General features: G+C 64.6%; 19 protein-coding genes and 1 pseudogene. 17 read left to right on the top strand and 3 right to left on the bottom strand.

Annotated features, from left to right (window positions below; genetic code table 11):
- Positions 1-132: 132 nt before the first annotated feature.
- Positions 133-2,199 (top strand): 3-hydroxyacyl-CoA dehydrogenase NAD-binding domain-containing protein, encoded by a 2,067-nt coding sequence (locus FJ949_RS03045; RefSeq protein ID WP_140492588.1) that lies wholly within the window; start codon positions 133-135, stop codon positions 2,197-2,199.
- Positions 2,200-2,226: 27 nt separating this feature from the next.
- Here FJ949_RS03045 and FJ949_RS03040 read toward each other — a convergent pair whose 3' ends face one another.
- A complete protein-coding gene (locus tag FJ949_RS03040) occupies positions 2,227-3,033 on the bottom strand; it encodes a LuxR C-terminal-related transcriptional regulator (RefSeq protein ID WP_140492585.1) in 807 nt (268 codons plus the stop codon).
- Positions 3,034-3,152: 119 nt separating this feature from the next.
- Between FJ949_RS03040 and FJ949_RS03035 the strand changes: the two genes are divergently transcribed.
- The 6 genes from FJ949_RS03035 (at position 3,153) to FJ949_RS03010 (ending at position 8,982) form a co-directional block, all read left to right on the top strand.
- Complete coding sequence (locus FJ949_RS03035; RefSeq protein ID WP_140492582.1) at positions 3,153-4,289, top strand: ABC transporter ATP-binding protein; 1,137 nt, start codon at positions 3,153-3,155, stop codon at positions 4,287-4,289.
- A complete protein-coding gene (locus FJ949_RS03030) occupies positions 4,270-5,433 on the top strand; it encodes a spermidine/putrescine ABC transporter substrate-binding protein (RefSeq protein WP_140492580.1) in 1,164 nt (387 codons plus the stop codon). Before FJ949_RS03035 ends, FJ949_RS03030 begins: the two co-directional genes overlap by 20 nt.
- Positions 5,434-5,512: 79 nt before the next feature.
- Positions 5,513-6,370: an ABC transporter permease gene (locus FJ949_RS03025; RefSeq protein ID WP_140492578.1), complete on the top strand. Its 858-nt coding sequence runs from the start codon at positions 5,513-5,515 to the stop codon at positions 6,368-6,370.
- Complete coding sequence (locus FJ949_RS03020) at positions 6,370-7,182, top strand: ABC transporter permease (RefSeq protein ID WP_140492575.1); 813 nt, start codon at positions 6,370-6,372, stop codon at positions 7,180-7,182. The genes FJ949_RS03025 and FJ949_RS03020 overlap by 1 nt, the downstream gene beginning before the upstream one ends.
- Before the next feature lie 10 nt (positions 7,183-7,192).
- Positions 7,193-7,954 carry a glucose 1-dehydrogenase gene (locus FJ949_RS03015; RefSeq protein ID WP_140492572.1) on the top strand — a complete coding sequence of 254 codons (762 nt, stop codon included), beginning with the start codon at positions 7,193-7,195 and terminating at the stop codon, positions 7,952-7,954.
- A 323-nt stretch (positions 7,955-8,277) separates the two neighbouring features.
- The gene (locus FJ949_RS03010; RefSeq protein ID WP_140492569.1) at positions 8,278-8,982 is read left to right on the top strand and encodes a hypothetical protein; all 705 of its coding nucleotides are present in this window, start codon (positions 8,278-8,280) and stop codon (positions 8,980-8,982) included.
- A 29-nt stretch (positions 8,983-9,011) separates the two neighbouring features.
- Here the strand turns inward: FJ949_RS03010 and FJ949_RS30195 are convergent, their stop codons facing one another.
- Positions 9,012-9,206, bottom strand: coding sequence for a hypothetical protein (locus FJ949_RS30195; RefSeq protein WP_181172076.1), 195 nt, complete (start codon positions 9,204-9,206; stop codon positions 9,012-9,014).
- A 218-nt stretch (positions 9,207-9,424) separates the two neighbouring features.
- On the opposite strand from FJ949_RS30195, the pseudogene FJ949_RS31055 reads away from it, so the two are divergent.
- The 8 genes and pseudogenes from FJ949_RS31055 to FJ949_RS02960 all read left to right on the top strand — a co-directional run.
- Positions 9,425-9,810, top strand: a pseudogene (locus FJ949_RS31055) (nucleotide disphospho-sugar-binding domain-containing protein); the annotation flags it as partial.
- Between the two features lie 54 nt (positions 9,811-9,864).
- Positions 9,865-11,238 carry a glutamine synthetase family protein gene (locus FJ949_RS02995; RefSeq protein ID WP_140492566.1) on the top strand — a complete coding sequence of 458 codons (1,374 nt, stop codon included), beginning with the start codon at positions 9,865-9,867 and terminating at the stop codon, positions 11,236-11,238.
- A 2-nt stretch (positions 11,239-11,240) separates the two neighbouring features.
- Positions 11,241-12,539 (top strand): FAD-binding oxidoreductase, encoded by a 1,299-nt coding sequence (locus FJ949_RS02990; RefSeq protein ID WP_181165198.1) that lies wholly within the window; start codon positions 11,241-11,243, stop codon positions 12,537-12,539.
- A gap of 199 nt (positions 12,540-12,738) precedes the next feature.
- Complete coding sequence (gene pcaF, locus FJ949_RS02985) at positions 12,739-13,944, top strand: 3-oxoadipyl-CoA thiolase (protein ID WP_140492563.1); 1,206 nt, start codon at positions 12,739-12,741, stop codon at positions 13,942-13,944.
- Between the two features lie 150 nt (positions 13,945-14,094).
- Positions 14,095-15,126 carry a BMP family protein gene (locus FJ949_RS02980; protein WP_140492560.1) on the top strand — a complete coding sequence of 344 codons (1,032 nt, stop codon included), beginning with the start codon at positions 14,095-14,097 and terminating at the stop codon, positions 15,124-15,126.
- A 259-nt stretch (positions 15,127-15,385) separates the two neighbouring features.
- Positions 15,386-16,876, top strand: coding sequence for an ABC transporter ATP-binding protein (locus tag FJ949_RS02970; RefSeq protein WP_140493482.1), 1,491 nt, complete (start codon positions 15,386-15,388; stop codon positions 16,874-16,876).
- Complete coding sequence (locus FJ949_RS02965) at positions 16,876-17,931, top strand: ABC transporter permease (RefSeq protein ID WP_140492557.1); 1,056 nt, start codon at positions 16,876-16,878, stop codon at positions 17,929-17,931. The genes FJ949_RS02970 and FJ949_RS02965 overlap by 1 nt, the downstream gene beginning before the upstream one ends.
- The gene (locus FJ949_RS02960; protein WP_140492554.1) at positions 17,928-18,872 is read left to right on the top strand and encodes an ABC transporter permease; all 945 of its coding nucleotides are present in this window, start codon (positions 17,928-17,930) and stop codon (positions 18,870-18,872) included. The genes FJ949_RS02965 and FJ949_RS02960 overlap by 4 nt, the downstream gene beginning before the upstream one ends.
- A gap of 76 nt (positions 18,873-18,948) precedes the next feature.
- Here the strand turns inward: FJ949_RS02960 and FJ949_RS02955 are convergent, their stop codons facing one another.
- Positions 18,949-19,716: an SDR family oxidoreductase gene (locus tag FJ949_RS02955; RefSeq protein ID WP_140492551.1), complete on the bottom strand. Its 768-nt coding sequence runs from the start codon at positions 19,714-19,716 to the stop codon at positions 18,949-18,951.
- A 292-nt stretch (positions 19,717-20,008) separates the two neighbouring features.
- Here FJ949_RS02955 and FJ949_RS02950 point away from each other — a divergent pair, with 292 nt between their 5' ends.
- Together FJ949_RS02950 and FJ949_RS02945 are read left to right on the top strand one after the other, a co-directional pair.
- Positions 20,009-20,164 carry a hypothetical protein gene (locus FJ949_RS02950; protein WP_140492547.1) on the top strand — a complete coding sequence of 52 codons (156 nt, stop codon included), beginning with the start codon at positions 20,009-20,011 and terminating at the stop codon, positions 20,162-20,164.
- Positions 20,165-20,301: 137 nt separating this feature from the next.
- Complete coding sequence (locus FJ949_RS02945; RefSeq protein WP_140492544.1) at positions 20,302-21,249, top strand: LLM class flavin-dependent oxidoreductase; 948 nt, start codon at positions 20,302-20,304, stop codon at positions 21,247-21,249.
- Positions 21,250-21,345: the final 96 nt, after the last annotated feature.

Below are 21,345 nucleotides of genomic sequence, written 5' to 3'. Positions count from 1 at the left end.
TCAACCGCAACTCGCCAGCGTGCCGCCCTACAGCCTGTCCTGACAAGTCTTGTGCCAGTGCGACACGCGGTTCCCATTCGCGGCGCGGCCTAGTAAACCCTCCGGATCGCAGCCGGTGTCGGGAGGGTCAACTTGTCCAATTTTGTCAGCGTCGCCAGGGACAGCGACGTCGCCATCGTCACCATCGACAACCCGCCGGTCAACGCGCTGAGCTTTCATGTCCGCGAACCACTGATGCAGGCGCTGGCTGCCTTGCGTGACGACGCATCGGTCGGAGCCATCGTCGTCGCGTGCGCGGGCCGGACCTTCGTCGCCGGCGCCGACATCACCGAATTCGGCAAGCCGGTGCAACAGCCCGAGCTGCGTGCCATCATTGGGACGCTGGAAACCATCGCCAAACCTACGGTCGCCGCCATCCACGGCACCGCGCTGGGCGGCGGGCTGGAGCTGGCGCTCGGCTGTCACTTCCGCGTTGCCGATGCCGACGCCAGGCTCGGCCTGCCCGAGGTGAAGCTTGGGCTGCTGCCGGGCGGCGGCGGCACGGTGCGGCTGCCGCGCCTCGTCGGCGCGATCAAAGCACTCAGGATGATCGTTTCCGGCGCGCCGATCGGTGCTGATGAGGCGCATGAAATCGGACTGGTCGATGCTGTGTTCGAGAGTAACGTGATCACGCATGCCGTGAACTTCGCCAGGGAGATCGCCCGCAAGGGCGGGCCGTTCACGCCGGTGCGCGATCGCGATGACGAGAAAACCGAGCTGGCCGCTTTCGATGCCGAGGCGGCGGATCTCGCCAGGAAAGCGCGCGGCCTCGACGCGCCGATCGCTTGCGCGCAAGCGGTGCGCAATACCGTCACGATGTCGTTCGAGGAAGCTCTGGCTGCCGAACGCGCGCTGTTCATGAAGCTGGTCGCCAGCGATCAGTCGCGGGCGCAGCGGCATCTGTTCTTCGCCGAGCGTGAAGCCGCAAAGATCCCGGGCAAGGACCTTGTCCGGCGCAGGATCGCCCGCGTCGGCGTCATCGGCGCCGGCACGATGGGCGGCGGCATCGCCATGGCCTTCGCCAATGGCGGTTTTCCAGTCACCTTATTGGAGACCAGCGAGGAAGCCTTGCAGCGCGGGCTCGGCATGATCGACAAGAATTATGCCGTCTCCGTTTCGCGCGGCTCCTTGACCGAAGATGCCAGGCGCCAACGCCTCGCTCAATTCAAGGGCTCTACCGATTATTCCGATCTCGCCGATTGCGATCTGATCATCGAGGCCGTGTTCGAGGACATGGCGGTCAAGAAAGAGGTGTTCGGCAAGCTCGATGCCGTGGCCAAGCCGGGAGCGATACTCGCCACCAACACCTCCTATCTCGACATCGACGAAATCGCCGCCTCGATCTCGCGCCCGCAAGACGTGCTCGGCCTGCACTTCTTCTCGCCGGCCAACGTCATGAAGCTGTTGGAAATCGTGCGCGCCGACAAGACCGCGCCCGACGCGCTGGCAACCGTAGTCGACTTGGCGCGGCGGATCGGCAAGGTGGCGGTCGTCGTCGGCGTCTGCCACGGCTTCGTCGGCAACCGCATGCTGGCCGCGCGCGGCTCCGAATCGGAAGCCTTGCTGCTGGAAGGCGCGACGCCCAGCCAGATCGACAAGGCCTTCACCGATTTCGGCTGGCCGATGGGGCCGTTCCAGATGGGCGATCTCGCCGGCCTCGACATTGGCTGGCGCAACCGCAAGGCGCGAGGCCAGACGGCCGTGATCGCCGACACGTTGTGCGAACAGGGGCGTTTCGGCCAGAAAACCGGTCGAGGTTATTATCTTTACGAGAACGGGTCACGTATGCCGGTCCCGGACCCGCAGATCGATGCGCTGATCCGCGGTAAGGCAGCCGAGAAGGGCATCGCGTCGCGCGAAATCAGCGCGGAAGAAATCATCGAGCGCACGCTCTATCCCATGGTCAGCGAGGGGGCCAAGATTCTGGAAGAAGGGATAGCCGCCCGCGCCTCCGACATCGATGTCATCTGGGTCAACGGCTATGGCTTTCCCATCGGCAAGGGCGGTCCGATGTTCTGGGCCGGCCTCGAAGGCGCGCCCAGGATCGTCGAGCGGCTCGAATATTGGCACCAGCGGACGGGCAAGGATGTTTTCAAGCCGGCGCGGCTGCTGAAACGGATGGCCGAGACCGGCTCCTGGGAGGCTGGCGCAAGACCTTGATCGAAAGGCGGTTGAAGACCGTCGGAATTATCTTATCCGCGCGTCGATGATTTCGACAAAGCGGGCAAAAAGGCCGGCCTGCGACTTGATCTTGAGCTTGCGATAGATGTTGCGGCGATGGACCTTCACCGTCCCCGGCACGATGCGCATGGCCCGGGCGATTGATTCGGTGGAATGCCCTTGCAGCACTAGATCGACGACATGCTTTTCGCGCGGCGTCAGGGACAGGCTCTTCCAGATATGAGCGCGATCGAACTCGTTGACCGCCGCCAATGCATCGTCTTGCCTGGCCTCGGCCGGCTCGTCGGCGGGAAGGGCGGGCCAGCGCAATCGGGCGAAGGCGACCACCGCCGGCGCCATGTCGCGCAGCAGTCTGGCGTCGGCGGTCCCGAACGGACCTGAAGCGCGCAGCCGCATCAGCGACAGCACCAGCGCGTCCTTGCCCGGCAGCGGAACGAAGAAGCCGACCTCCTCGGCCAGCCTGGTCTGGCTGTAGTAGGAGCGAAAATATTCGCTGGCGTAGAAGCGGTCGGGCGCCAGCTCGCGCATGCGCCAGAACCCTTCCTTGCGTTCGACCGCCGCGTGATGGAACGGGTCGAGCAGGTATGGGCCTTCCTGATAGAGCGCGACGAAGACATGGCTCTCGGCCGACGAGAAGGTCTCGAACAGCAACGGCGGACGGGCAGCGCCGCGGTAGCCGAAGATCACGCAATGATCGAAGTCGACGTGCTGCCGCAGCCAAGCGACCATCGCCCTGCCGAAGACGTCGCCGCTCGTCTCCCGCGTCGCCGCGACCAGCGCGGCGAGCTGGCTGTAGTCGTCGCTGCGGGACATCCAATACCCCCTTAAACAAGAAAATAGGTCAGATATACCACCTGCGAGGTATATACTAGCTGCCATTGGCTCTGGTAGCGTCCCGAAATCGCATCGTCCTGTCGCTGGAGCCCGCAGCCTTGACCGCAGTGCCCGACATCGAGTTTCGCGGCGTCACCAAGCGCTATGGCGCGGTGACCGCGGTCAGCGGCATCGATCTGGCCGTGCCGCCCTCCGCCTTCGTCGCCCTGCTCGGACCATCCGGCTGCGGCAAGACGACCTGCCTGCGCATGATCGGCGGCTTCGAACAGCCGAGCGAGGGCAAGGTGCTCATCCGCGGCCAGGACATGGCCGACACGCCGCCCTACAGGCGGCCTGTCAACATGGTGTTCCAGCAATATGCACTGTTCCCGCATCTGGACGTGAACGACAATGTCGCCTACGGGTTGCGCCAGGCACGACCGCGGCTGTCGTCGCGCGAGATCGGCCTGCGGGCAGGCAAAGCGCTGGAAATGGTGCGACTCGCCGGTTATGGCGGCCGCAAGGTCCACGAACTGTCCGGCGGCCAGCAGCAGCGTGTCGCTCTCGCCCGCGCGCTGGTCAACAAACCGGCGGTGCTGCTGCTCGACGAGCCGCTGGCGGCGCTCGACAAGAAGCTGCGCACCGACATGCAGATCGAATTGCAGAACCTGCAACGCGAGATCGGCATCACCTTCGTGCTGGTGACCCACGACCAGGAGGAAGCGCTGTCGATGAGCGATTTCGTCTGCGTCATGAATGGCGGCCGCATCGTTCAGCTTGGGCAGCCGAGCGAGATTTATGACGAACCGGCCGACCTGTTCGTCGCCGATTTCGTCGGCAAGACCAATCTCTTGAGCGGCGCCGTCGCAGGTTATTCGGGCGATCTGGTGGATGTGAAGCTGGCCGATGGCACCGTCATCGCGGCGCGCAAGCGGGTGGATTTGCGGCAGGGCGAAACCGTTTCGGTCAGCCTGCGTCCTGAATCGCTCAGTCTCGGTGGCCCGACTAGCGGCCCGCTCAAGGGCATCGTCCGCAACCGGATCTTTCTGGGCTCCACGGCGGAATACGCAGTCGAGGTCCAGGGCATCGGAACGCTGCTGGCCAAGGCCGACCACATGATCGGCCAGGGCAATCTCTTCAAGCCGGGTGAACCCGTCGCCATCGGCTTTGCCGCCGGAACGCCGTTGGCGTTCGCGGATCCAAAGAACAACGGGACCAACCAGAGGGTAGAAAAACATGTCGAAATCATATCGTGACGGACTGCCGATAAGCCCCGAGAATTTCGTCGACCAGCTAATGCGCCTCAAGCGCGGCTCGATCGGCCGCCGCGACTTCCTTGGCCTCACCGGCCTCGGCATCGCGACGGCGGTGATGGCGCGCGAGATCGGCATCATGCCGACGCCGGCCTTTGCCGCCGAGAACCTCGGCGACCGCATGTCGATTGCCACCTGGCCCAACTATCACGACCCGCAGACCTTCGAGAATTTCAAGAAGGACACAGGCGTGGCCGTCGAGGTCAACGTGTTCGGCTCGAATGAGGAGATGCTGGCCAAATTGCAGGCCGGGGCGTCGGGCTGGAGCCTGTTCGTGCCGACCAATTACACCATCTCGACCTACAAGAAGCTCGGCATCATCGAGCCGTTGGACATGGCTAAGCTGCCGAATTTCGACGGCACGCAGGAAGACCCGCGCTTCACCTCGGAAGGCACGATCGACGGCACGATCTACGCCGTGCCGAAGAATTGGGGCACGACAGGATTTGCCGTCAACACCAAGAAGCTGACCAAGCCGATGACGAGCTGGAAGGAATTCTGGGACACCGCCATGACCGAGGGCGACGGCCGCACTATGGTGCACGACTATCAGCTGACCACCATCGGCAATGCGCTGAAATATTACGGCTACTCCTTCAACTCGCTGAAGCAGGACGAACTCGCCAAGGCCGAGGAATTGCTGCTCAAGGTCAAGCCGCATCTGTTCGCGGTGTCTTCCGACTACCAGCCGGGCATGCGCGCGGGCGATGCCTGGATGACGATGTGCTGGACCAATGACGGTGCGCAGCTCCATCGCGACATTCCGGAGATCGCCTATGTGCTGGGCAAGGAAGGCGGCGAGATCTGGACCGACTTCTACGCCATCCCGAAGGACGCGCCGAACAAGCCGGCCGGCTACGCCCTGCTCAACTATCTGATGAACCCGCAGGTCGCGGTCAAGGAGCACCTCGCCAACGGCGCGCCTTCCACCGACGCCCGCGTCAACAAGCTGCTGCCGAAGGAGGTGCTGGACAATCCGATCCTCTATCCGGCGGCCGACCTGTTGACGCCGCTGGAATTCGGCGCTGCTGCAACGCTGACCGATCCGGGCCGCGCCGAGCTGATGGCGCGCTTCAAGTCTGCTTGAGCCAGGCGGGGCAACAAATCCCATTCGAGACAAACTTGACCGGCGGGCCCAGACCCGCCGGCACCGGGGCAATCCTTCGATGCGCGGCATTCGCAAAAATCTGCTGACGGCCATGCTGCTCGGGCCGGCGGCCGCCTGGCTCGTCGTGTTCCTGGTGCTGCCGTTCATGGCCATCGCCGTCTTCAGCGTCGGCGAGCGGGCGCCGGAGGGCGGCTATCAGGCGGCCTTCACGCTGGCGCAATATGCCAATCTTCCGGCGCGGGCGACCGCGTTCTGGAACACGATGGTGCTGGCTCCGGTGGGCGCGCTCGCCTGTCTGCTCGTGGCCTATCCCGTCGCCTATTACCTCGCCCTGCGGGCGCCGCAGCGCTGGCGGTTGATCCTGCTCGCGCTGGTCGTCATACCGTTCTGGACCAGCCTTTTGATGCGTACCTATGCCTGGATGTACATTTTGGGTGGACGCGGCATCCCGGCGCTGCTCGCCTTTGTCGGCATCGAGGACGTCAGGCTGATCAACACGCCGGGCGCCGTCCTGCTCGGCATCGTCTATGGCTATCTGCCGCTGATGATCCTGCCGATCTATGTCAGCCTCGAGCGGCTCGATCGCCGCCTGCTGGAGGCCTCCGCCGATCTCGGCGCGACGCCGCTCTCCACTTTCTTGGGCGTGACCTTGAAACTGTCGCTGCCCGGCGTGATGACCGGCTTCTCGCTGGTGATGATCCTGCTGCTCGGCGAATACCTGATCCCGACGCTGCTTGGCGGCGGCAAGGTGTTCTTCATCGGCAATGCGCTGGTCGACCTGTTCCTGCAGTCGCGCAACTGGCCGTTCGGATCGGCCATCGCGATCACGCTGGTGCTGGTTTCGGTTGTAGTGCTGATTGCCGCCAACCGCATCTCGACCCGCGTCTCGGGCGCCCGCCGGGTGGATCTGATCTGATGCGCGTCTTCGTCGTAGCCGTCTTCGCCTTCCTCTATCTGCCGATCGCGTTGGTCGTGCTGTTCTCCTTCAACGCCGGCCATCATGCCAGCGAGTTCACCGGTTTTTCGGTGCAATGGTACGGCAAGGCGCTGGCGAACCCATTCCTGGTCGAGGCGCTGAAGAACAGCCTGTTCATCGCCACCACCAGCGCCTTGCTGGCGGCGGTGTTCGGCACCGCGGCCGCGCTCGGCCTGGCACGCGTCGGGGTGCGGACCCGCGCCGTCTTCGACGCCTTGCTTGGAGCCGCAATCGTCGTTCCCGGCGTCGTCATCGGCATTTCGACACTGGTCGCACTCGTCCAGCTGTTCGCCGTCGTCAATCCGTTCCTCGCCTCGATCTGGCCGGACGATCAGCCGCCGCGCCTGTCGCTCGGCTATGGTTCGATCATCGCCGCGCACGGCCTGTTTTCGATGGCGCTGGTGACGATGATCGTCGGCACGCGGCTGGGCAGCCTTGATCGCAACTTGGTCGAGGCATCCAGCGATCTCTACGCCACGCCGCTGACGACGTTCCGTTCCATCGTCCTGCCGCAGATCTTGCCGGCGGTGGTCGCCGGCTTCCTGCTCGCATTCACCTTCTCCTTCGACGATTTCATCGTCGCCTTCTTCGTCGCCGGCGCGCAGACGACGCTGCCAATCTATGTCTTTGCGTCGATCCGGCGCGGGGTGACGCCGGAGATCAATGCCATCGCGACGATCGTGCTCGTCGCGTCCGTCCTGCTCGTGGTGCTTGCCCAATGGCAGCTGCGCCAGCGCAAGCTGTCAAACTGAAGGTCGCATCATGATCCTCGAAGACCGCATCGCCGTGGTGACAGGCGCCGGTTCCGGCATCGGGCGCGCCGGCGCCATGATCATGGCCAGGGAAGGCGCGGTGGTCGTCATCGCGGACAGGGATCGGACCAGCGGCGAGGCGACGGCTTCAGATATACGCGCCGCGGGCGGCCGGGCGGAGGCGGTCGCCACCGACGTCTCGGACGACAATGCGGTCGAGCAGCTCCTTGCCGGTACGCTCGACCGGCATGGGCGCATCGACATCCTGCACAATCACGCCGGCATCCAGGTCGGCGGCACGCTGACCGAGGTCGAGACCGGCGGCATGGACGCTTCCTGGCGGGTCAATGTGCGGGCGCAGTTCCTGGCGGCAAGGATCGTCATGCCATCGATGGTCGCACAGGGCGGCGGCGTCATCCTGAACACGGCCTCCAATTCGGGCGTGTTCTACGACCGCGAGATGATCGCCTATGCGACCTCGAAACATGCCGTGGTGGCGATGACCAGGCAGATGTCGCTCGACTATGCCCGCCACAATGTGCGCGTCAACGCGCTCTGCCCCGGCTGGGTCGACACGCCGTTCAATGGACCGTTCATCGCCCAGATGGGCGGACGCGAGGCAATCGAAGCCTATGTCCGCACCAAGATCCCGATGGGCCGCTGGGCCAGCGCCGAGGAGATCGCCGAGGCGATCCTCTTCCTCGTGTCCGATCGGTCATCCTTCATGACCGGCCAGGCGTTGGTGATCGACGGTGGCGAAAGCATCGGCTGAATCAGCCGTCTGCGCCTTCGGCCGATTGGTGAAAAGCGCCGTGGCCTGCGCGTTCTGGGCCAGAGCCGCGTCGCCGGCCGGCAGCGCCGAAATCAACTCTGACCGACAGTTCGGACCATGGTCCGACCGGCATGGGACTTCAGTACCGCAGCCGTTCAAAGACATAGGTTTCCTTTGAACATCAACAAGTTACTGTGCCGACAGGTTGCCCAGCTCTCTTATTGAGACAGTCTTTGTCCAAAGTTTACTGCGCATAATTAGCGGCTTCTCATACGAACTTACCATAGCAGCGGGCGCAGGGCGGCGTTTCCCGAGGAGACATCATGACAAACCGGAAAACTGTTTTCGCGGCGTTAGCCGCACTGGCGCTTCTGGCTTCTCCGGCGCTCGCCGAAGCCGGCGGCAACGGGCATAGCAATGGTGGTGGTCACAGCGGCGGCAACGGCAATGGCAATGGTGGCGCCCACGGCAACAGCGGCGCTGCGCACGGCAAGTCCTCGTCGGCCCGGGGGCAGGTAGCCAAGGCGACAACGGACACAATGACCACGGTCGATAAGAAGACAAAGGTCTCGTCCCTGCCCAAGGAAAAGAACCTCCACGCCAAGCTCGGCCGGCTGAACTCGCTCCAGCGCAACGTCAACGCCTATATGAATTCCAAGAGCAGGAAATTCGCTGCGCTTCAGGCCTTCGTGACGCAGTCGGCAAAAGCCAAGGTCGCACAAACCCAGCTGGACGCCCTGAATTCACAGCTGGACGCACTGACGTCGCTGACGCCGGACCAGATCGCCGCCATGACCCCCGAGGAGCAGGCGGCCCTGCCTGGACAGATATCGGCTCTGCAGGACCAGATCGACGCCCAGCAGGAAGTGGTCGACGCCGCGGCGGTCGGCACCGACCCGGCCGCGCTCGACGCGGCGTTGACGGATATGGCCAACAAGCCCGTCGACGCCGAGGTCACCGCTTGGGCCCAAGGCGTCCTTGCCGGCAAGATCGACGAGACGGCCGCTGCCATGCAACCAACGCCGTAGCATCGCCAGCGACAACGGGGCAGCCGGCCTCACACGTGTTTGCGGCCAACCGCTTCGTGGCCGATGCGTCGTCCGATCACCTCAAGCTGCGGCGGCTGCCGGCATCTATGCCGGTGGCCGCCAATGTCTTTCGGCTGCGGCAATCGCTGCGCGAACATCTGAAAGCACTCGACCAGCTCGAAAGCCGGCAGTATTAGGTTACTGCCGATCTGCTTCGCGTCCATCTGCGGCTCTCGCAAACTGCGACCGCAAGCGGCCGGCCGCGGCGCTCTCGCGCCGTTCGGCATGATCAGCCGGCCGGAATGAAGAGGAATAATTGACGCGTAAAGCCAGCCCGACCATCGCGCTGTTTCCCGAAGCAGGCTTCGGCGCGGCGTTGAATTGCGTCGGCATCGCGCAGGCCGTGCGGGGCGCCCGCCCCGTCTTCATCTCCCAACCCGGCCTTTCCGGTGTCTTTGCCGACAAGCTGCCGGCGCGCTTCATCGTCAATGTCGGCGGCCTGCGCGACGCTTACCGAGCGGTGCCCGACAATGTCTATCTCGGCGCCTGGTTTCCGCAGTCCTCGGCGGTGGCGAAGTTGGATTTGTTCATCCACCACGGCGGCAACACCGGCTTTGCGAGGCGCGGCGCTTCTGTGTGGCGTCGCTGATCATGCCCTATTGCCGGGACGGCCACGACAATGCACCTCGCGCCGAAGAGACCGGCACCGGCGATCATATCGGCCGTGACGGCTGGACCGAAGGAGGATTGGAGAGAGCCATTCCCGGCCTGCTGGCCGACGACGCCATGCGCGCCCGCCTCAAGGGAAATGCAGCCAGATGGCGCTGACACCCAGAACGTGGCCGCGCAAGCAATACTCTCTCTAATACGGACTTGAACGAAATGCTTGAGAAGAACACGAATACCGCGCCCTTCAGCGATCCCAAGGCATGGTTGGCGCAGCACGGCATCAACGAGGTCGAATGCCTGGTGCCCGACATGAACGGCGTGCTGCGCGGCAAGGCGCTGCCGACGGCAAAATTCCTCACGGCGCTGGTAGACCGCGCGCTTTATCTGCCGAGCAGCGCCTTCCTGGTCAGCATAGACGGGCGCTATTCCGGTTCCATCGACGAGGGTTTTGCGTATTCGGACCCCGACATGCGCATGGTGCCCGATGTCTCGACGCTTTGCCTGGCGCCGGGCGCCGGCGCTGGCAAGGCCTACGTCTTCGCCGACGCCTTCCACATGGACGGCCGGCCATGGATGGCCTCGCCGCGCCATGTTCTGCGCGCCGTGCTCGATCTCTACCGGCAGCGCGGCTGGCGGGCGGTAGTGGCGCCGGAGCTCGAATTCTACCTGACCGCGCCCAATCCCGATCCCGACAAGCCGCTGACCGCGCCGACCGGCGGCAATGGCCGCGCCGAGGCCGTGCAGCATCCCTATGACATGGCGGCGCTCGAGGAATATGAACCGGTGGTCCGGCGCGTCTATGACTATGCGGAGGCGGCCGGACTGCCGCTCGATACGCTGATTCATGAATCGGGACCGGGGCAGTTGGAGATCAACTTCCTGCATGGCGACGCGCTGCCGCTGGCCGACAAGGTGCTGCTGTTCAAACGGCTGACGCGCCAGGCCGCCCAGCAAGACGGCATGCACGCCACCTTCATGGCCAAGCCGATTGCCGCACAGGCCGGCAGCTCGATGCATCTGCACATGTCAGTCATCGACGAGGCCGGCAACACGTTGTTTGCCGGCAGCGACGATGCCGATACCGCGATGTTCGGTCATTTCATCGGCGGCCTGCAAAAATACATTCCCGAAATCATGCCGCTGTTCGCGCCCAACGTGAATTCGTTCCGACGCGTTAGACCAAACCACAGCGCGCCGGCCAACATCGAATGGTCGCATGACAACCGTTCCTGCGGCCTGCGCGTGCCGGCCGGCGGGCGCGCCGCGCGGCGGGTGGAGAACCGGCTGCCGGGTGCCGATTGCAATCCGTATCTGGCGATCGCCGGCTCGCTTCTGGCGGGCTATCTGGGCGTCGAACAGAAGCTGGCGCGCTCGGCGGAAGCATCCGGAAATGCCTACAAGATCAAGAGCACGCTGCCGAAAACGATGGAGGAGGCGCTGGATCGTTTCGAGGCCTGTGAACCGGTGCGCAAACTGCTCGGCGAGGACTTCTTCCAGACCTATCTGCGCGTGAAAAGCGTCGAGCTCGACCTGTTCCAGAGCGTGGTGACGAGCTGGGAACGCGACCACCTGCTCTTGAAGGTGTGATCATGGCATCTTCAACGGGTTTCAATTCCGGTCTCGACATCGGCAAGTCCTACTATGTCGCCACCGCCAATCCGGCGCCGGACCATCCGGCACTTATCGGCGATGTCGAGGCCGACCTGGTGGTCGTCGGCGGCGGCTGCACCGGTCTGTCGGCCGCTCTTCACGCCGCCGAACGCGGCTTGAAGGTGGTGCTGCTGGAAGGCGGCAAGATTGGCTGGGGCGCTTCGGGCCGCAATGGCGGCCAGATGATCCCCGGCCTGCGCAAGGGCGCCAAGGGCCTGGTCAAGCTTTATGGGCCTGAACGGGCAAAGGCGCTGTTCGATCTCGCCTTCGAGGCGCGCAGCCTGGTGCTCGACATTATCGAGCGCCATACGATCGACTGCGATCTCAGGCTGACCGGCCATCTGGTCGGCGCGGTCAACGGCTCCGATCTCAGGGATTTGGAGGAAGAGGCGAAATGCCTCGAGAGCGTGATGAAATTCCGCGACCTCGAGATCCTGTCGGCGGCGCAGGCCCGGGCCAAGGTCGACACGCCCTATCACGGCGCGATGTACGAGCCGCTCGGCGGCCACATGCATCCCTTGAATTACACGCTCGGGCTTGCCCGCGCTGCAAGCGCGGCCGGCGTCGTCATCCACGAGAATTCGGTGGCCGTGCGGCTTGAGCGCGAGCCTTCGATCCGGGTCTCGACGTCAAAAGGATCGGTGCGCGCAAAGCATGTCGTGCTGGCTGGCGACGCGCTGCTCAATGGGCTGGAGCCGCGCGTCAACAGCCGCATCATGCCGGTCGGCAACTACATCGTCGCCACCGAGCCGCTGGAGGGCTCCCGCAACGTCATTCCTGCCAATGTCGCGGTGTCGGACACGCGCTTCGTCGTCAACTATTACCGCATGTCGGCCGACGGTCGCCTGCTGTTCGGCGGCGGCGAGCGCTACACGCCGTCGCCGCCGGCCGATATTGCCGGTTTCGTGCGGCCGCACATGGAAGGCACCTTCCCGCAGCTCAAGGGCTGCCGGATCGACCATGCCTGGGGTGGGCTGGTGTCGGTGACGACGTCGCGACTGCCGCATGTCGGGCACTATGGCGAGGTCTATTACGCGCACGGCTATTCCGGCAAGGGCGTCATCCTGTCGACCCTGTCGGGCAAGCTGCTCGCCGAAGCCATCACCGGCGACGCCTCGCGGCTGGACCTGTTCTCGACGCTGACCCCGATGCCCTTCCCCGGAGGCACGGCGCTGCGCGGGCCGCTCTATGTGCTGGGAATGCTGTGGTATGCGATGAGGGATCGGATGAAGCATTGAGCTCGCGGCCAACCCGCTGATCGTGGCGCTGCATCCAAGCGTGATTCGCCAGCAGGGGCAGGAGAGCTGTGGCTGGGTGGTTAAGTTCGCGCAGGCGCTTGACGAAATGTCGGCGCCAAGCGAACCGAGCTACGACATTGCGCGACCTGCACGCGTCGCACCAAGGCGGCGCATGAGGGAAACGGGAGAGCTGACTGACATGGCCGAAGCCTATATCTGCGACTATATCCGTACGCCGATCGGCCGCTTTGGCGGCTCGCTGTCCTCGGTACGCGCCGACGACCTCGGCGCCATTCCGCTGAAGGCACTGATCGAGCGCAATGCCGGCGTCGACTGGCAGGCGGTCGACGACGTTGTCTACGGTTGCGCCAACCAGGCCGGCGAGGACAACCGCAACGTGGCGCGCATGGCGCTGCTGCTGGCCGGCCTGCCGAAGGAAATCCCCGGCTCGACCGTCAACCGCCTGTGCGGCTCGGGCATGGATGCGCTGACCATCGCCGCCCGTGCAATCAAGGCCGGCGAGGCCGAGCTGATGATCGCGGGCGGCGTCGAATCGATGAGCCGGGCGCCCTTCGTCATGCCCAAGGCCGAGACGGCGTTTTCACGCAATGCCGAGATCTACGACACCACGATCGGCTGGCGCTTCGTCAACCCGCTGATGAAGAGTCAGTATGGCGTCAATTCCATGCCGGAGACGGGCGAAAATGTCGCCGAGGATTTTTCGGTTTCCCGCGCGGACCAGGACGCTTTCGCGGTGCGCAGCCAGGACAAGGCCGTCGCCGCGCAGTCCAATGGCCGGCTGGCCAAGGAAATAACCGCGGTGACCATTCCGCAGCGCAAGGGCGATCCGGTTGTCGTCTCGAAGGACGAGCACCCCCGCGCTGGCACCACGATAGAGGCCTTGGCCAAGCTGCCGACGCCGTTCCGGCAAGGCGGCACGGTGACCGCCGGCAATGCCTCGGGCGTCAATGACGGGGCGGCGGCGCTGATCGTCGCTTCGGAAGCGGCGGCCAGGAAATACGGCCTGACGCCGATCGCCCGCATCCTCGGCGGGGCCGCCGTCGGCGTCGCGCCGCGCATCATGGGCATCGGCCCGGCGCCGGCGACGCAAAAACTGTGCGCGCGGCTTGGCCTGACGCCAAAACAGTTCGATGTCATCGAGCTCAACGAAGCCTTCGCCTCGCAAGGCATCGCAGTGCTGCGCCAGCTCGGCATCGCGGTGGATGCGCCGCACGTCAACCCGAATGGCGGCGCCATAGCGCTCGGCCACCCCTTGGGCATGTCGGGCGCGCGCATCTCCGGCACGGCGGCGCTGGAGCTGCGCGAACGCGGCGGCCGCTATGCGCTGGCGACCATGTGCATCGGCGTCGGCCAAGGCATCGCCATCGCGCTCGAACGGGTCTGAACAACCGCTCTCCCGGCTAGTCCAGGAGAGTGGATATGATCGATCTGCCAAATTTGACCATGTGGACAAAAGTCCGGACCCGTTCCATAGTTCCTCGTCTGATTTTTAGAATGGCCGGCTCGACACGGCTGTCGAACAGAGGGGACTGCAATGGAAAACCGGAAGAACAAATCTCATTCAACGCGCGAAGGCCTTTCGCGGCGCAACGTGCTGGAACTGGGCGCGCTTGGCCTGGCCGCGGCGATGCTGCCGGGCGCCGCCTTCGCCAAGGACAAGAAGCTGAAAGTAGCGGCGATCTTCGCCACGCCCATCGAGGAGCCGTGGGACAACCAGATCCATGTCGCTTTGCAGAAGGCCGAGAAGGAACTCGGCATCGAGTATAAATGGTCGGAGAAGGTGCAGACCGCCGACTTCAGCCGCGTCATGCGCGAATATGCACAGGGCGGCTATGAACTGGTGCTGGGCGATGCCTTCGCCGCCGAGCGTGAATCGCGCCGCACCGCCAAGCAGTTCCCGAAGACTGCCTGGCTGTTCGGCTCCGGCGCCGGGCCGGCGGAGCCCAATTTCGGCGTCTTCGACAATTGGATCCACGAGCCCGCCTATCTCTCCGGCATGATCGCCGGCAAGATGTCGAAGTCGGGCACGGTCGGCGCCGTCGCGGCGATGGGCATTCCGGAAGTGAACCGGCTGGTCAACGCCTTCTTCGCCGGCGCCAAGGAGGTCAATCCGAACATCAAGAAGAAGGTCGCCTTCATCGGTTCCTTCTTTGATCCTCCCAAGGCCAAGGAGGCGGCCGTCGCTCAGATCGACGCCGGCGTCGACGTCATCTATGCCGAGCGCTTCGGTGTCATCGAAGCGGCGGTGGAGAAAAAGATCTACGCCATCTCCAATATGTCCGACCAGTCGAGCCTTGGCCCCGACACCGTCATTACCGGCCCGGTCTGGGATATGTATCCCACCGTCGAACAAGCCATAAAACTGGTCAAGGCCGGCGTCTTCACGGCGCAGGACTATGGCGATTTCTCGCGCATGGCCAAGGGCGGTTCTCACCTGGCGCCTTACCATAAGTTCGACAAGACGCTGCCGGCCGAGGTCAAGGACATGGTCGAGAAGAAGAAGGCCGAAATCCTCGAAGGCAATTTCCGCGTCGACGTGGACGAGAACACACCGGTTTCGGATTGAGTTCTGGTCTTTAGGAGTTGGTGCTAAGCGCCCCCCTCTGGCCTGCCAGCCATCTTCCCCTCAAGGGGGAGATTGGCAGCTTCGCCGGCTAGTCAAATTGGGAATTGGCGAAAGCCGAGGGGTGACATCCGATCTCCCCCGTTGAGGGGGAGATGGCCGGCAGGCCAGAGGGGGGTGCAGCGCATCCCTATCGGTCAAGCCGAATCGTAAGCCCATCCGATCAGGAGTACTCTTGCCGACGCCCGCCCCGCTCATCGAAATGCACGGCATCACCAAGAGCTTCGGCGCCGTCAAGGCGAACGAAGCCGTCGACCTCAGCGTGGCGCCCGGCGAGATCCTCGGCTTGCTGGGCGAGAACGGCGCCGGCAAGACGACGCTGATGAACGTGCTGTTCGGCGCCTATGCGCCCGACGCCGGCGAGATCCTCATCCAGGGCCGGAAGGTGCGGATCACCAGTTCGGCCGATGCGCTGGCCGCCGGCATCGGCATGGTGCACCAGCATTTTCACCTGGCGCCACGGCTCACGGTACTGGAAAACCTGCTTATCGGCATACCAGGCAAATCCGGGCGGATCGACCGCGCCGGCGGACTGGCGCGGTTGGTTGAAATCAGCCGCCAGCACGGGCTGACACTCGATCCCAGCCTGCCGGTCTCGGCGCTGTCTGTCGGAGAGCAGCAACGTCTCGAGATCGTCAAGGCGCTGTTTCGCGGCGCAAAACTGCTGATTCTCGACGAGCCGACCGCGGTGCTGGCGCCGAGCGAAGTCGACGGGCTGTTTTCGGCCTTGCGGTCGATGGCGGCGCAGGGTCTGGGCATCATCTTCATCTCGCACAAGCTCAACGAGGTGCGCGCGCTCACCCATCGCTGCACGGTGCTGCGGCATGGCCGCGTCGCCGGCCGCGTCGACGATCCGGCCAACACCACGTCGGCGGAAATGGCGCGACTGATGTGCGGCCACGAGATCGTGCCGCCGGCCAAGGGGCCGTCGACACCGGGGGCAGCGGTGCTCACTCTCGACGGTATTTCCACCTCGAGCCATTCGGGCACGCCGCTGCGCGATGTGTCGCTATCCGTGCGCGCCGGCGAGATCCTCGGCATTGCCGGTGTCTCCGGCAATGGCCAGCGGGCACTGGCGGAGGTGATCTCCGGCGTGCGAGCCCCGGATGCCGGCCTGATGACGATTGCGGGACAGAAAGTGTCTCGCTTCTCGCCGCGCGAGGTGCAGGCGCTGGGCCTTGGCCGCATCCCGGAAGACCGCATGACGACGGGACTGGTTACCAATTTGCCGCTCGCCGATTCCATGGTGCTGCCGCGCATCGGCACCGCCGCTTTCAGCAGCAAGGGCCTGCTCAAGCCGGATGCGATCCGCGCCTTCGCCGAGGCGCAGATCAAGGCCTATGATATCAGATGCCCCGGGCCGATGACGCGCGCCGGCGCGCTGTCCGGCGGCAATCTGCAAAAAGCGCTTTTGGCGCGCGAGCTCGCCTTCGATCCGAAGGTGCTTGTCGTTTCGCAGCCGACGCGCGGCCTCGACATCGGAGCCGCCCGCTTCATTCATGAAAAATTCCTCGACATGCGCGCCAAGGGCTGCGGCATCATCGTCATCGGCGAGGATCTGGAAGAGTTGCTCGTGCTCTGCGACCGCATCGCGGTGATGTATGAGGGCCGCATCGCCGGCACGCTTCCCAGCGCCGAGGCGACGATCGCACGGCTGGGGCTGCTGATGACCGGGGCGGAGGGCCATAGCTGATGTTCCGCCTCGAAGTCCGCAGCTCGACGCCAGCCTGGTTCAACCTCGCATTGCCGCTGCTGGCGATCGGTGCCGCGCTGGTGCTGTGCAGCGGCCTGATCGCGCTGGCCGGCGCCGGCGTGCTCGAATCCTACGGCGTTATGTTCACGGCTTCGCTCGGCGACAGCTATGCGATCACCGAAACGCTGGTGCGCGCCGCGCCCATGATCTTCACCGGGCTGGCGGTGGCTGTCGCCTTCCGCGCCAAATTCTGGAACATCGGCGCCGAAGGGCAACTGCTTGCCGGCGCGGTGGCGAGCTGCTTCGTCGGCGCGATCCCGATGCCGGGACCGCTCGCCATGCTTTTGATGGCTCTGGCAGGCGCTGCGGCCGGTGCAGCCGTCGCGCTCGTGCCGGCAACACTGCGGGTGAAATTCAAGGTCGACGACGTCGTCAGTTCGCTGCTGCTCAATTCGGTCATCTATTACGCGCTGATGGCGCTGATCGAAGGGCCATGGAAGGATAGTTTCAGCGGCTATCCGATCTCGCCGCCGATTGAGGATTCGGCCAATTTTCCGGTGCTGATCGAGGGCACGCGGCTGCATCTCGGCGTCATCGCGGCGCTTATCGCGGCACCGCTGATATGGTTCCTGATCGTGCGCACCACGCTCGGCTTCCGGATCCGGGTGACCGGCGAGAATCCGGAAGCGGCCAGATATGGCGGCATCAATGTCCAGCGGGTGCTGCTCTCGACGGCGCTGCTCTCCGGCGCGCTAGCCGGGCTCGCCGGCGTCGGCGAGGTCGGCGGCGTGCATTTTCAGGTGATGAGCGACATCTCGCCGGGCTACGGCTATTCCGGCATCGTCGTTGCAATGCTGGCGCGGCTCAACCCGCTCGGCGTGGTGCCGGCGGCGATCTTCCTGGCTGCCGTGATGACCGGCGCCGAGGCGATGTCGCGCGCGACCGGCGTGCCGGCCTTCCTCAGCGATGTCATCCAGGGCACGGCACTGCTTGCCATGCTGGTGGCGCTGCTGTTCACCACCTATCGCATCCGCCGCGTCGGAGCCTCCCGATGAGCGCGGTGTTCGAACAGATCTTCCAGGTCGGCTTCTTGGCCGCCATCATCCGCATCGCCACGCCCTTGGCTTTCGCCACCCTCGGCGAAATGTTCTCCGAGCGCGCCGGCGTGCTCAATCTCGGGATCGAAGGCATCATGCTGTTGTCGGCGATGGCCGGCTTCACCGCCGCCAGCCTCAGCGGCAACCTGTGGCTGGGCGTCCTGGCGGCCGTGCTGACCGGCATGCTGATGGGGGCGCTGCATGCGCTGTTCACGGTGGCGCTGGGCCTAAGCCAGCATGTCTGCGGCATCGGCGTGACGCTGCTTGCGTCGGGTCTGGCCTATTTCCTCTACCGGCTGATCTTCGGCCAGCAATCGGTGCCGCCGAGCATCAACGGTTTTCAGACGCTGCCGATCCCGGTCCTCTCCGACATTCCCGTGCTTGGGCCGGCGGTGTTCAACCAGTTCGCGCTGGTCTACATGGCGATCCTGGCCATCCCTATCGCCGCCTTCGTGCTCTACCGCACGCCATGGGGGCTGTCGGTGCGCATGGTCGGCGAAAACCCGCGCGCCGCCGACTCCGCCGGCGTCAGCGTCATTGTCACCCGCTTCCAGGCGGTCATTCTCGGCGGGGCGCTGATGGGGCTGGCCGGCGCCTTCCTGTCGATGGCGCAGTTCAACGCCTTCACCTTCGGCGTCGTCTCCGGGCGCGGCTGGGTGGCGATCGCCCTGGTCGTGTTCGGCCGCTGGGACCCGTGGCGCTCGGCGGGGGCCGCATTGCTGTTCGCCTTTGTCGATGCCTTGCAGTTGCGCATGCAGGCGAGCGGCCTCGGGCATATCCCCTACGAGGCGTTCCTGATGCTGCCCTTCATCTTCACCATCGTCGCCATGGCGGTGATGTCGCGCAATGCGGTGGCGCCGTCGGCGCTGCTGAAACCGTTTCGCCGGGAAGAACGATAGACGAGTAGGGCTCGGTGTCTTTTCCTCTCCCCCCGGAGGGGGTAGAGGAAGGGCGCCAAGCTGTCCTTGGGACGTCTCACATCGCCGTGAAGCCGTTATCCACGAACAGATGGGCCCCGTTGACGAAGCTCGATTCGTCGCTGGCGAGGTACAGCGCCGCCTTTGCCACCTCTTCCGGTTCGCCGATCCGCCCCTGCTGCGCAGCCAGCGCCGCGTCGGAGACATCGACGCCGAGCTTGCCCAGATCGGCGACCTCGCGCAGCCCATGCGGTGTGCGGATGAAGCCGGGGCAGACGGCGTTGCAGCGGATGTTGCGGTCGCGGAATTCCACGGCGATGGCGCGCGCGAACATGTGACAGGCGCCCTTGGTGGTGTCATAGAGCACTTCGTTCGGCGTCGCCGCCACCGCCGAGATCGACGAGGTGCAGACGATCGAGCCGCCGCCGGCCGCGATCATGCCGGGCAGCACGGCGCGGGTCATCAGGAACATCGAGCGCACGTTGACGGCATGCAGCCAGTCCCATTCCTGCACGCTGGTCTCCAGGAACGGCTTTATCACGATGGTGCCGGCATGATTGAACAGGACGGTAACCGCGCCGAACTTCTCGGCCGCGCCCTTCACGGCCGCCTCGACCTGCGCCTCGTCGGAAACGTCGGCGACAAAATGCTCCGCGATTTGGCCGCGCGCCCGGATCGCCGCGGCGGTGGCTGCCGCCGCTTCGCCATTGCGGTCGATGATCGCCACCTTTGCGCCTTCCGCCGCGAACAGTTCCGAGGCCGCCCCGCCCATTCCCGTCGCGCCGCCCGAAACGATGGCGACCTTGCCGGCCAGTCTTGCTCCCATTTCCTTGCTCCTCCCAAATGTCCTTTGGACGATCTCGCATTGTCGCTCTGCCGCGATGCTATCCTGCCCGCGCGGGGCGGCCAATGCACGAATGGATCGGCAAGTGAAGTGCCGTCGAGCGCCGGAAGTGAAACCGACGCTGCCATGTCCGTCGATCACGCCGATGCCGCTCTGCAGCAACTCAGCGCCAGTTCTCACGGCGCTGTTAGAAAAAAATTCTGCGCATGGCCGAAAAATAGCAATCGACAAAGTCTACAACTTTTATAGATTAACCGGCGAGACGGAGGTCGACATGTCCTATATGCAGAACACCGAGACCCGCAGCAGCGGCCAGAGGCTGGCCAATGCCCAGAGCTTCCGCCCGGCCTATGCCGGTGCTTTCGCCTATGTCGTCTTTGCCCTTGCGTTCGTGTTCACCGGGGCTGTTGTTCTGGGCCTCATTCCCTGAGCCGTGGTCCGGCCAGGCTGACGACCCACCGCCTTCAGGCAATCGGAGTTGAATGAACCGGATCCCGGTGCGCTTTCGCGTGCGCCATTGATTCGTATCTGACCGCATCCGTGATTCCAGAGATGGAGGAGATGGCAATGCCGATCGAATTCACGCATGTGCCCGGCAAGACCTATCCTGCCGATAGCGCAGTTTCCTTTTTCTACGACTTTGCCGAGACGGCGACCAGGCTGGCGCTGATCGAGGATGGCGGTTTCCGCAACCTCGTCGTCGACGATCCGGCCGGCCTGCTGACCAATATGGATCTTGCCGCCCAGGTGCTGGACCGCAGCTCGTCGCTGGAAGTGGTCCTCACCCATTGGGCCGGCGTGGTCGAACCGACCGTGGCGGCGCGGCAGCTTGCCTCGATCGACGCCCGCAGCGGCGGCCGCCTGGCGCTCAGGATGATCAGCGAGCCGTTAAACGACGACGATGCCGAAGCGCGTCCGGTCGGACACGGTGTCCTCTGGCAGCGCATCGACGAATATCTGGTTCTGTTGAAGCGGCTATGGTCGAACGAGCAGCCTTTCGACCATGAAGGCGCGTTCTACAGCATCAAGGGCGGCTATGTTCCGCGCAAGGGGCCTCATGGTGCCGACCTCGTCATCCGCATGGGCGGGCAGTCCGGCACGGCACTGAAAGTGGCCGGCCGGCATGCCGACGTCTTCGAACTGGCGCCCGGTTCGATCGACGATGTCAGGCAGTTGATGGAGCGTGTGCGCGGCGCCGCCGCCGAACATGGCCGGGCCGCCAGACTACGCTTCGCCCTTCCGGTCCGCATCCACCGGGGAATTTCCTCGGCAGGGCACAAGGCGGTCGATGTCTCCGGTCCGCCGGCCCAGGCCGCCCTGTCGCTGCTTGCTTACGCGGCTCTCGGCATCGATGAATTCATGATCGTCGGTGTCGACACGCCGCGCGAGATCGCGACAGTCGGCCGCGAGACGATCGCGCTGCTGCGCAATTCGCTGGCGCGGCGTGAAAGCGGCGAGTTCCAGCATGGGGCTTTCGCGCAGCGCACGGGACTGGAAACACGGGCAACGGGCTGAACTGCGGAGAAATTTCCTTTCCAACCGCTCTGGCCTGCCGGAGGGTGCTATCCTGCCGTGTCTATGACGTGCGAGGCTGCTCTGCGGTACCTAATC

Source organism: Mesorhizobium sp. B2-4-1 (assembly GCF_006442185.1).
Taxonomy (GTDB): Bacteria; Pseudomonadota; Alphaproteobacteria; order Rhizobiales; family Rhizobiaceae; genus Mesorhizobium.
Note: the sequence above shows the minus strand (reverse complement) of the source record. Positions and strands in the feature narration are given on the sequence as shown.

Coding starts and splice junctions, on each gene's coding strand:
- FJ949_RS03040 (WP_140492585.1), bottom strand. CDS start 3,033: ATGTCCCGCAGCGACGACTACAGCCAGCTCGCCGCGCTGGTCGCGGCG.
- FJ949_RS03030 (WP_140492580.1), top strand. CDS start 4,270: ATGTCGAAATCATATCGTGACGGACTGCCGATAAGCCCCGAGAATTTC.
- FJ949_RS03025 (WP_140492578.1), top strand. CDS start 5,513: ATGCGCGGCATTCGCAAAAATCTGCTGACGGCCATGCTGCTCGGGCCG.
- FJ949_RS03020 (WP_140492575.1), top strand. CDS start 6,370: ATGCGCGTCTTCGTCGTAGCCGTCTTCGCCTTCCTCTATCTGCCGATC.
- FJ949_RS03015 (WP_140492572.1), top strand. CDS start 7,193: ATGATCCTCGAAGACCGCATCGCCGTGGTGACAGGCGCCGGTTCCGGC.
- FJ949_RS03010 (WP_140492569.1), top strand. CDS start 8,278: ATGACAAACCGGAAAACTGTTTTCGCGGCGTTAGCCGCACTGGCGCTT.
- FJ949_RS30195 (WP_181172076.1), bottom strand. CDS start 9,206: ATGGACGCGAAGCAGATCGGCAGTAACCTAATACTGCCGGCTTTCGAG.
- FJ949_RS02995 (WP_140492566.1), top strand. CDS start 9,865: ATGCTTGAGAAGAACACGAATACCGCGCCCTTCAGCGATCCCAAGGCA.
- FJ949_RS02990 (WP_181165198.1), top strand. CDS start 11,241: ATGGCATCTTCAACGGGTTTCAATTCCGGTCTCGACATCGGCAAGTCC.
- pcaF (WP_140492563.1), top strand. CDS start 12,739: ATGGCCGAAGCCTATATCTGCGACTATATCCGTACGCCGATCGGCCGC.
- FJ949_RS02980 (WP_140492560.1), top strand. CDS start 14,095: ATGGAAAACCGGAAGAACAAATCTCATTCAACGCGCGAAGGCCTTTCG.
- FJ949_RS02970 (WP_140493482.1), top strand. CDS start 15,386: ATGCACGGCATCACCAAGAGCTTCGGCGCCGTCAAGGCGAACGAAGCC.
- FJ949_RS02965 (WP_140492557.1), top strand. CDS start 16,876: ATGTTCCGCCTCGAAGTCCGCAGCTCGACGCCAGCCTGGTTCAACCTC.
- FJ949_RS02960 (WP_140492554.1), top strand. CDS start 17,928: ATGAGCGCGGTGTTCGAACAGATCTTCCAGGTCGGCTTCTTGGCCGCC.
- FJ949_RS02955 (WP_140492551.1), bottom strand. CDS start 19,716: ATGGGAGCAAGACTGGCCGGCAAGGTCGCCATCGTTTCGGGCGGCGCG.
- FJ949_RS02950 (WP_140492547.1), top strand. CDS start 20,009: ATGTCCTATATGCAGAACACCGAGACCCGCAGCAGCGGCCAGAGGCTG.
- FJ949_RS02945 (WP_140492544.1), top strand. CDS start 20,302: ATGCCGATCGAATTCACGCATGTGCCCGGCAAGACCTATCCTGCCGAT.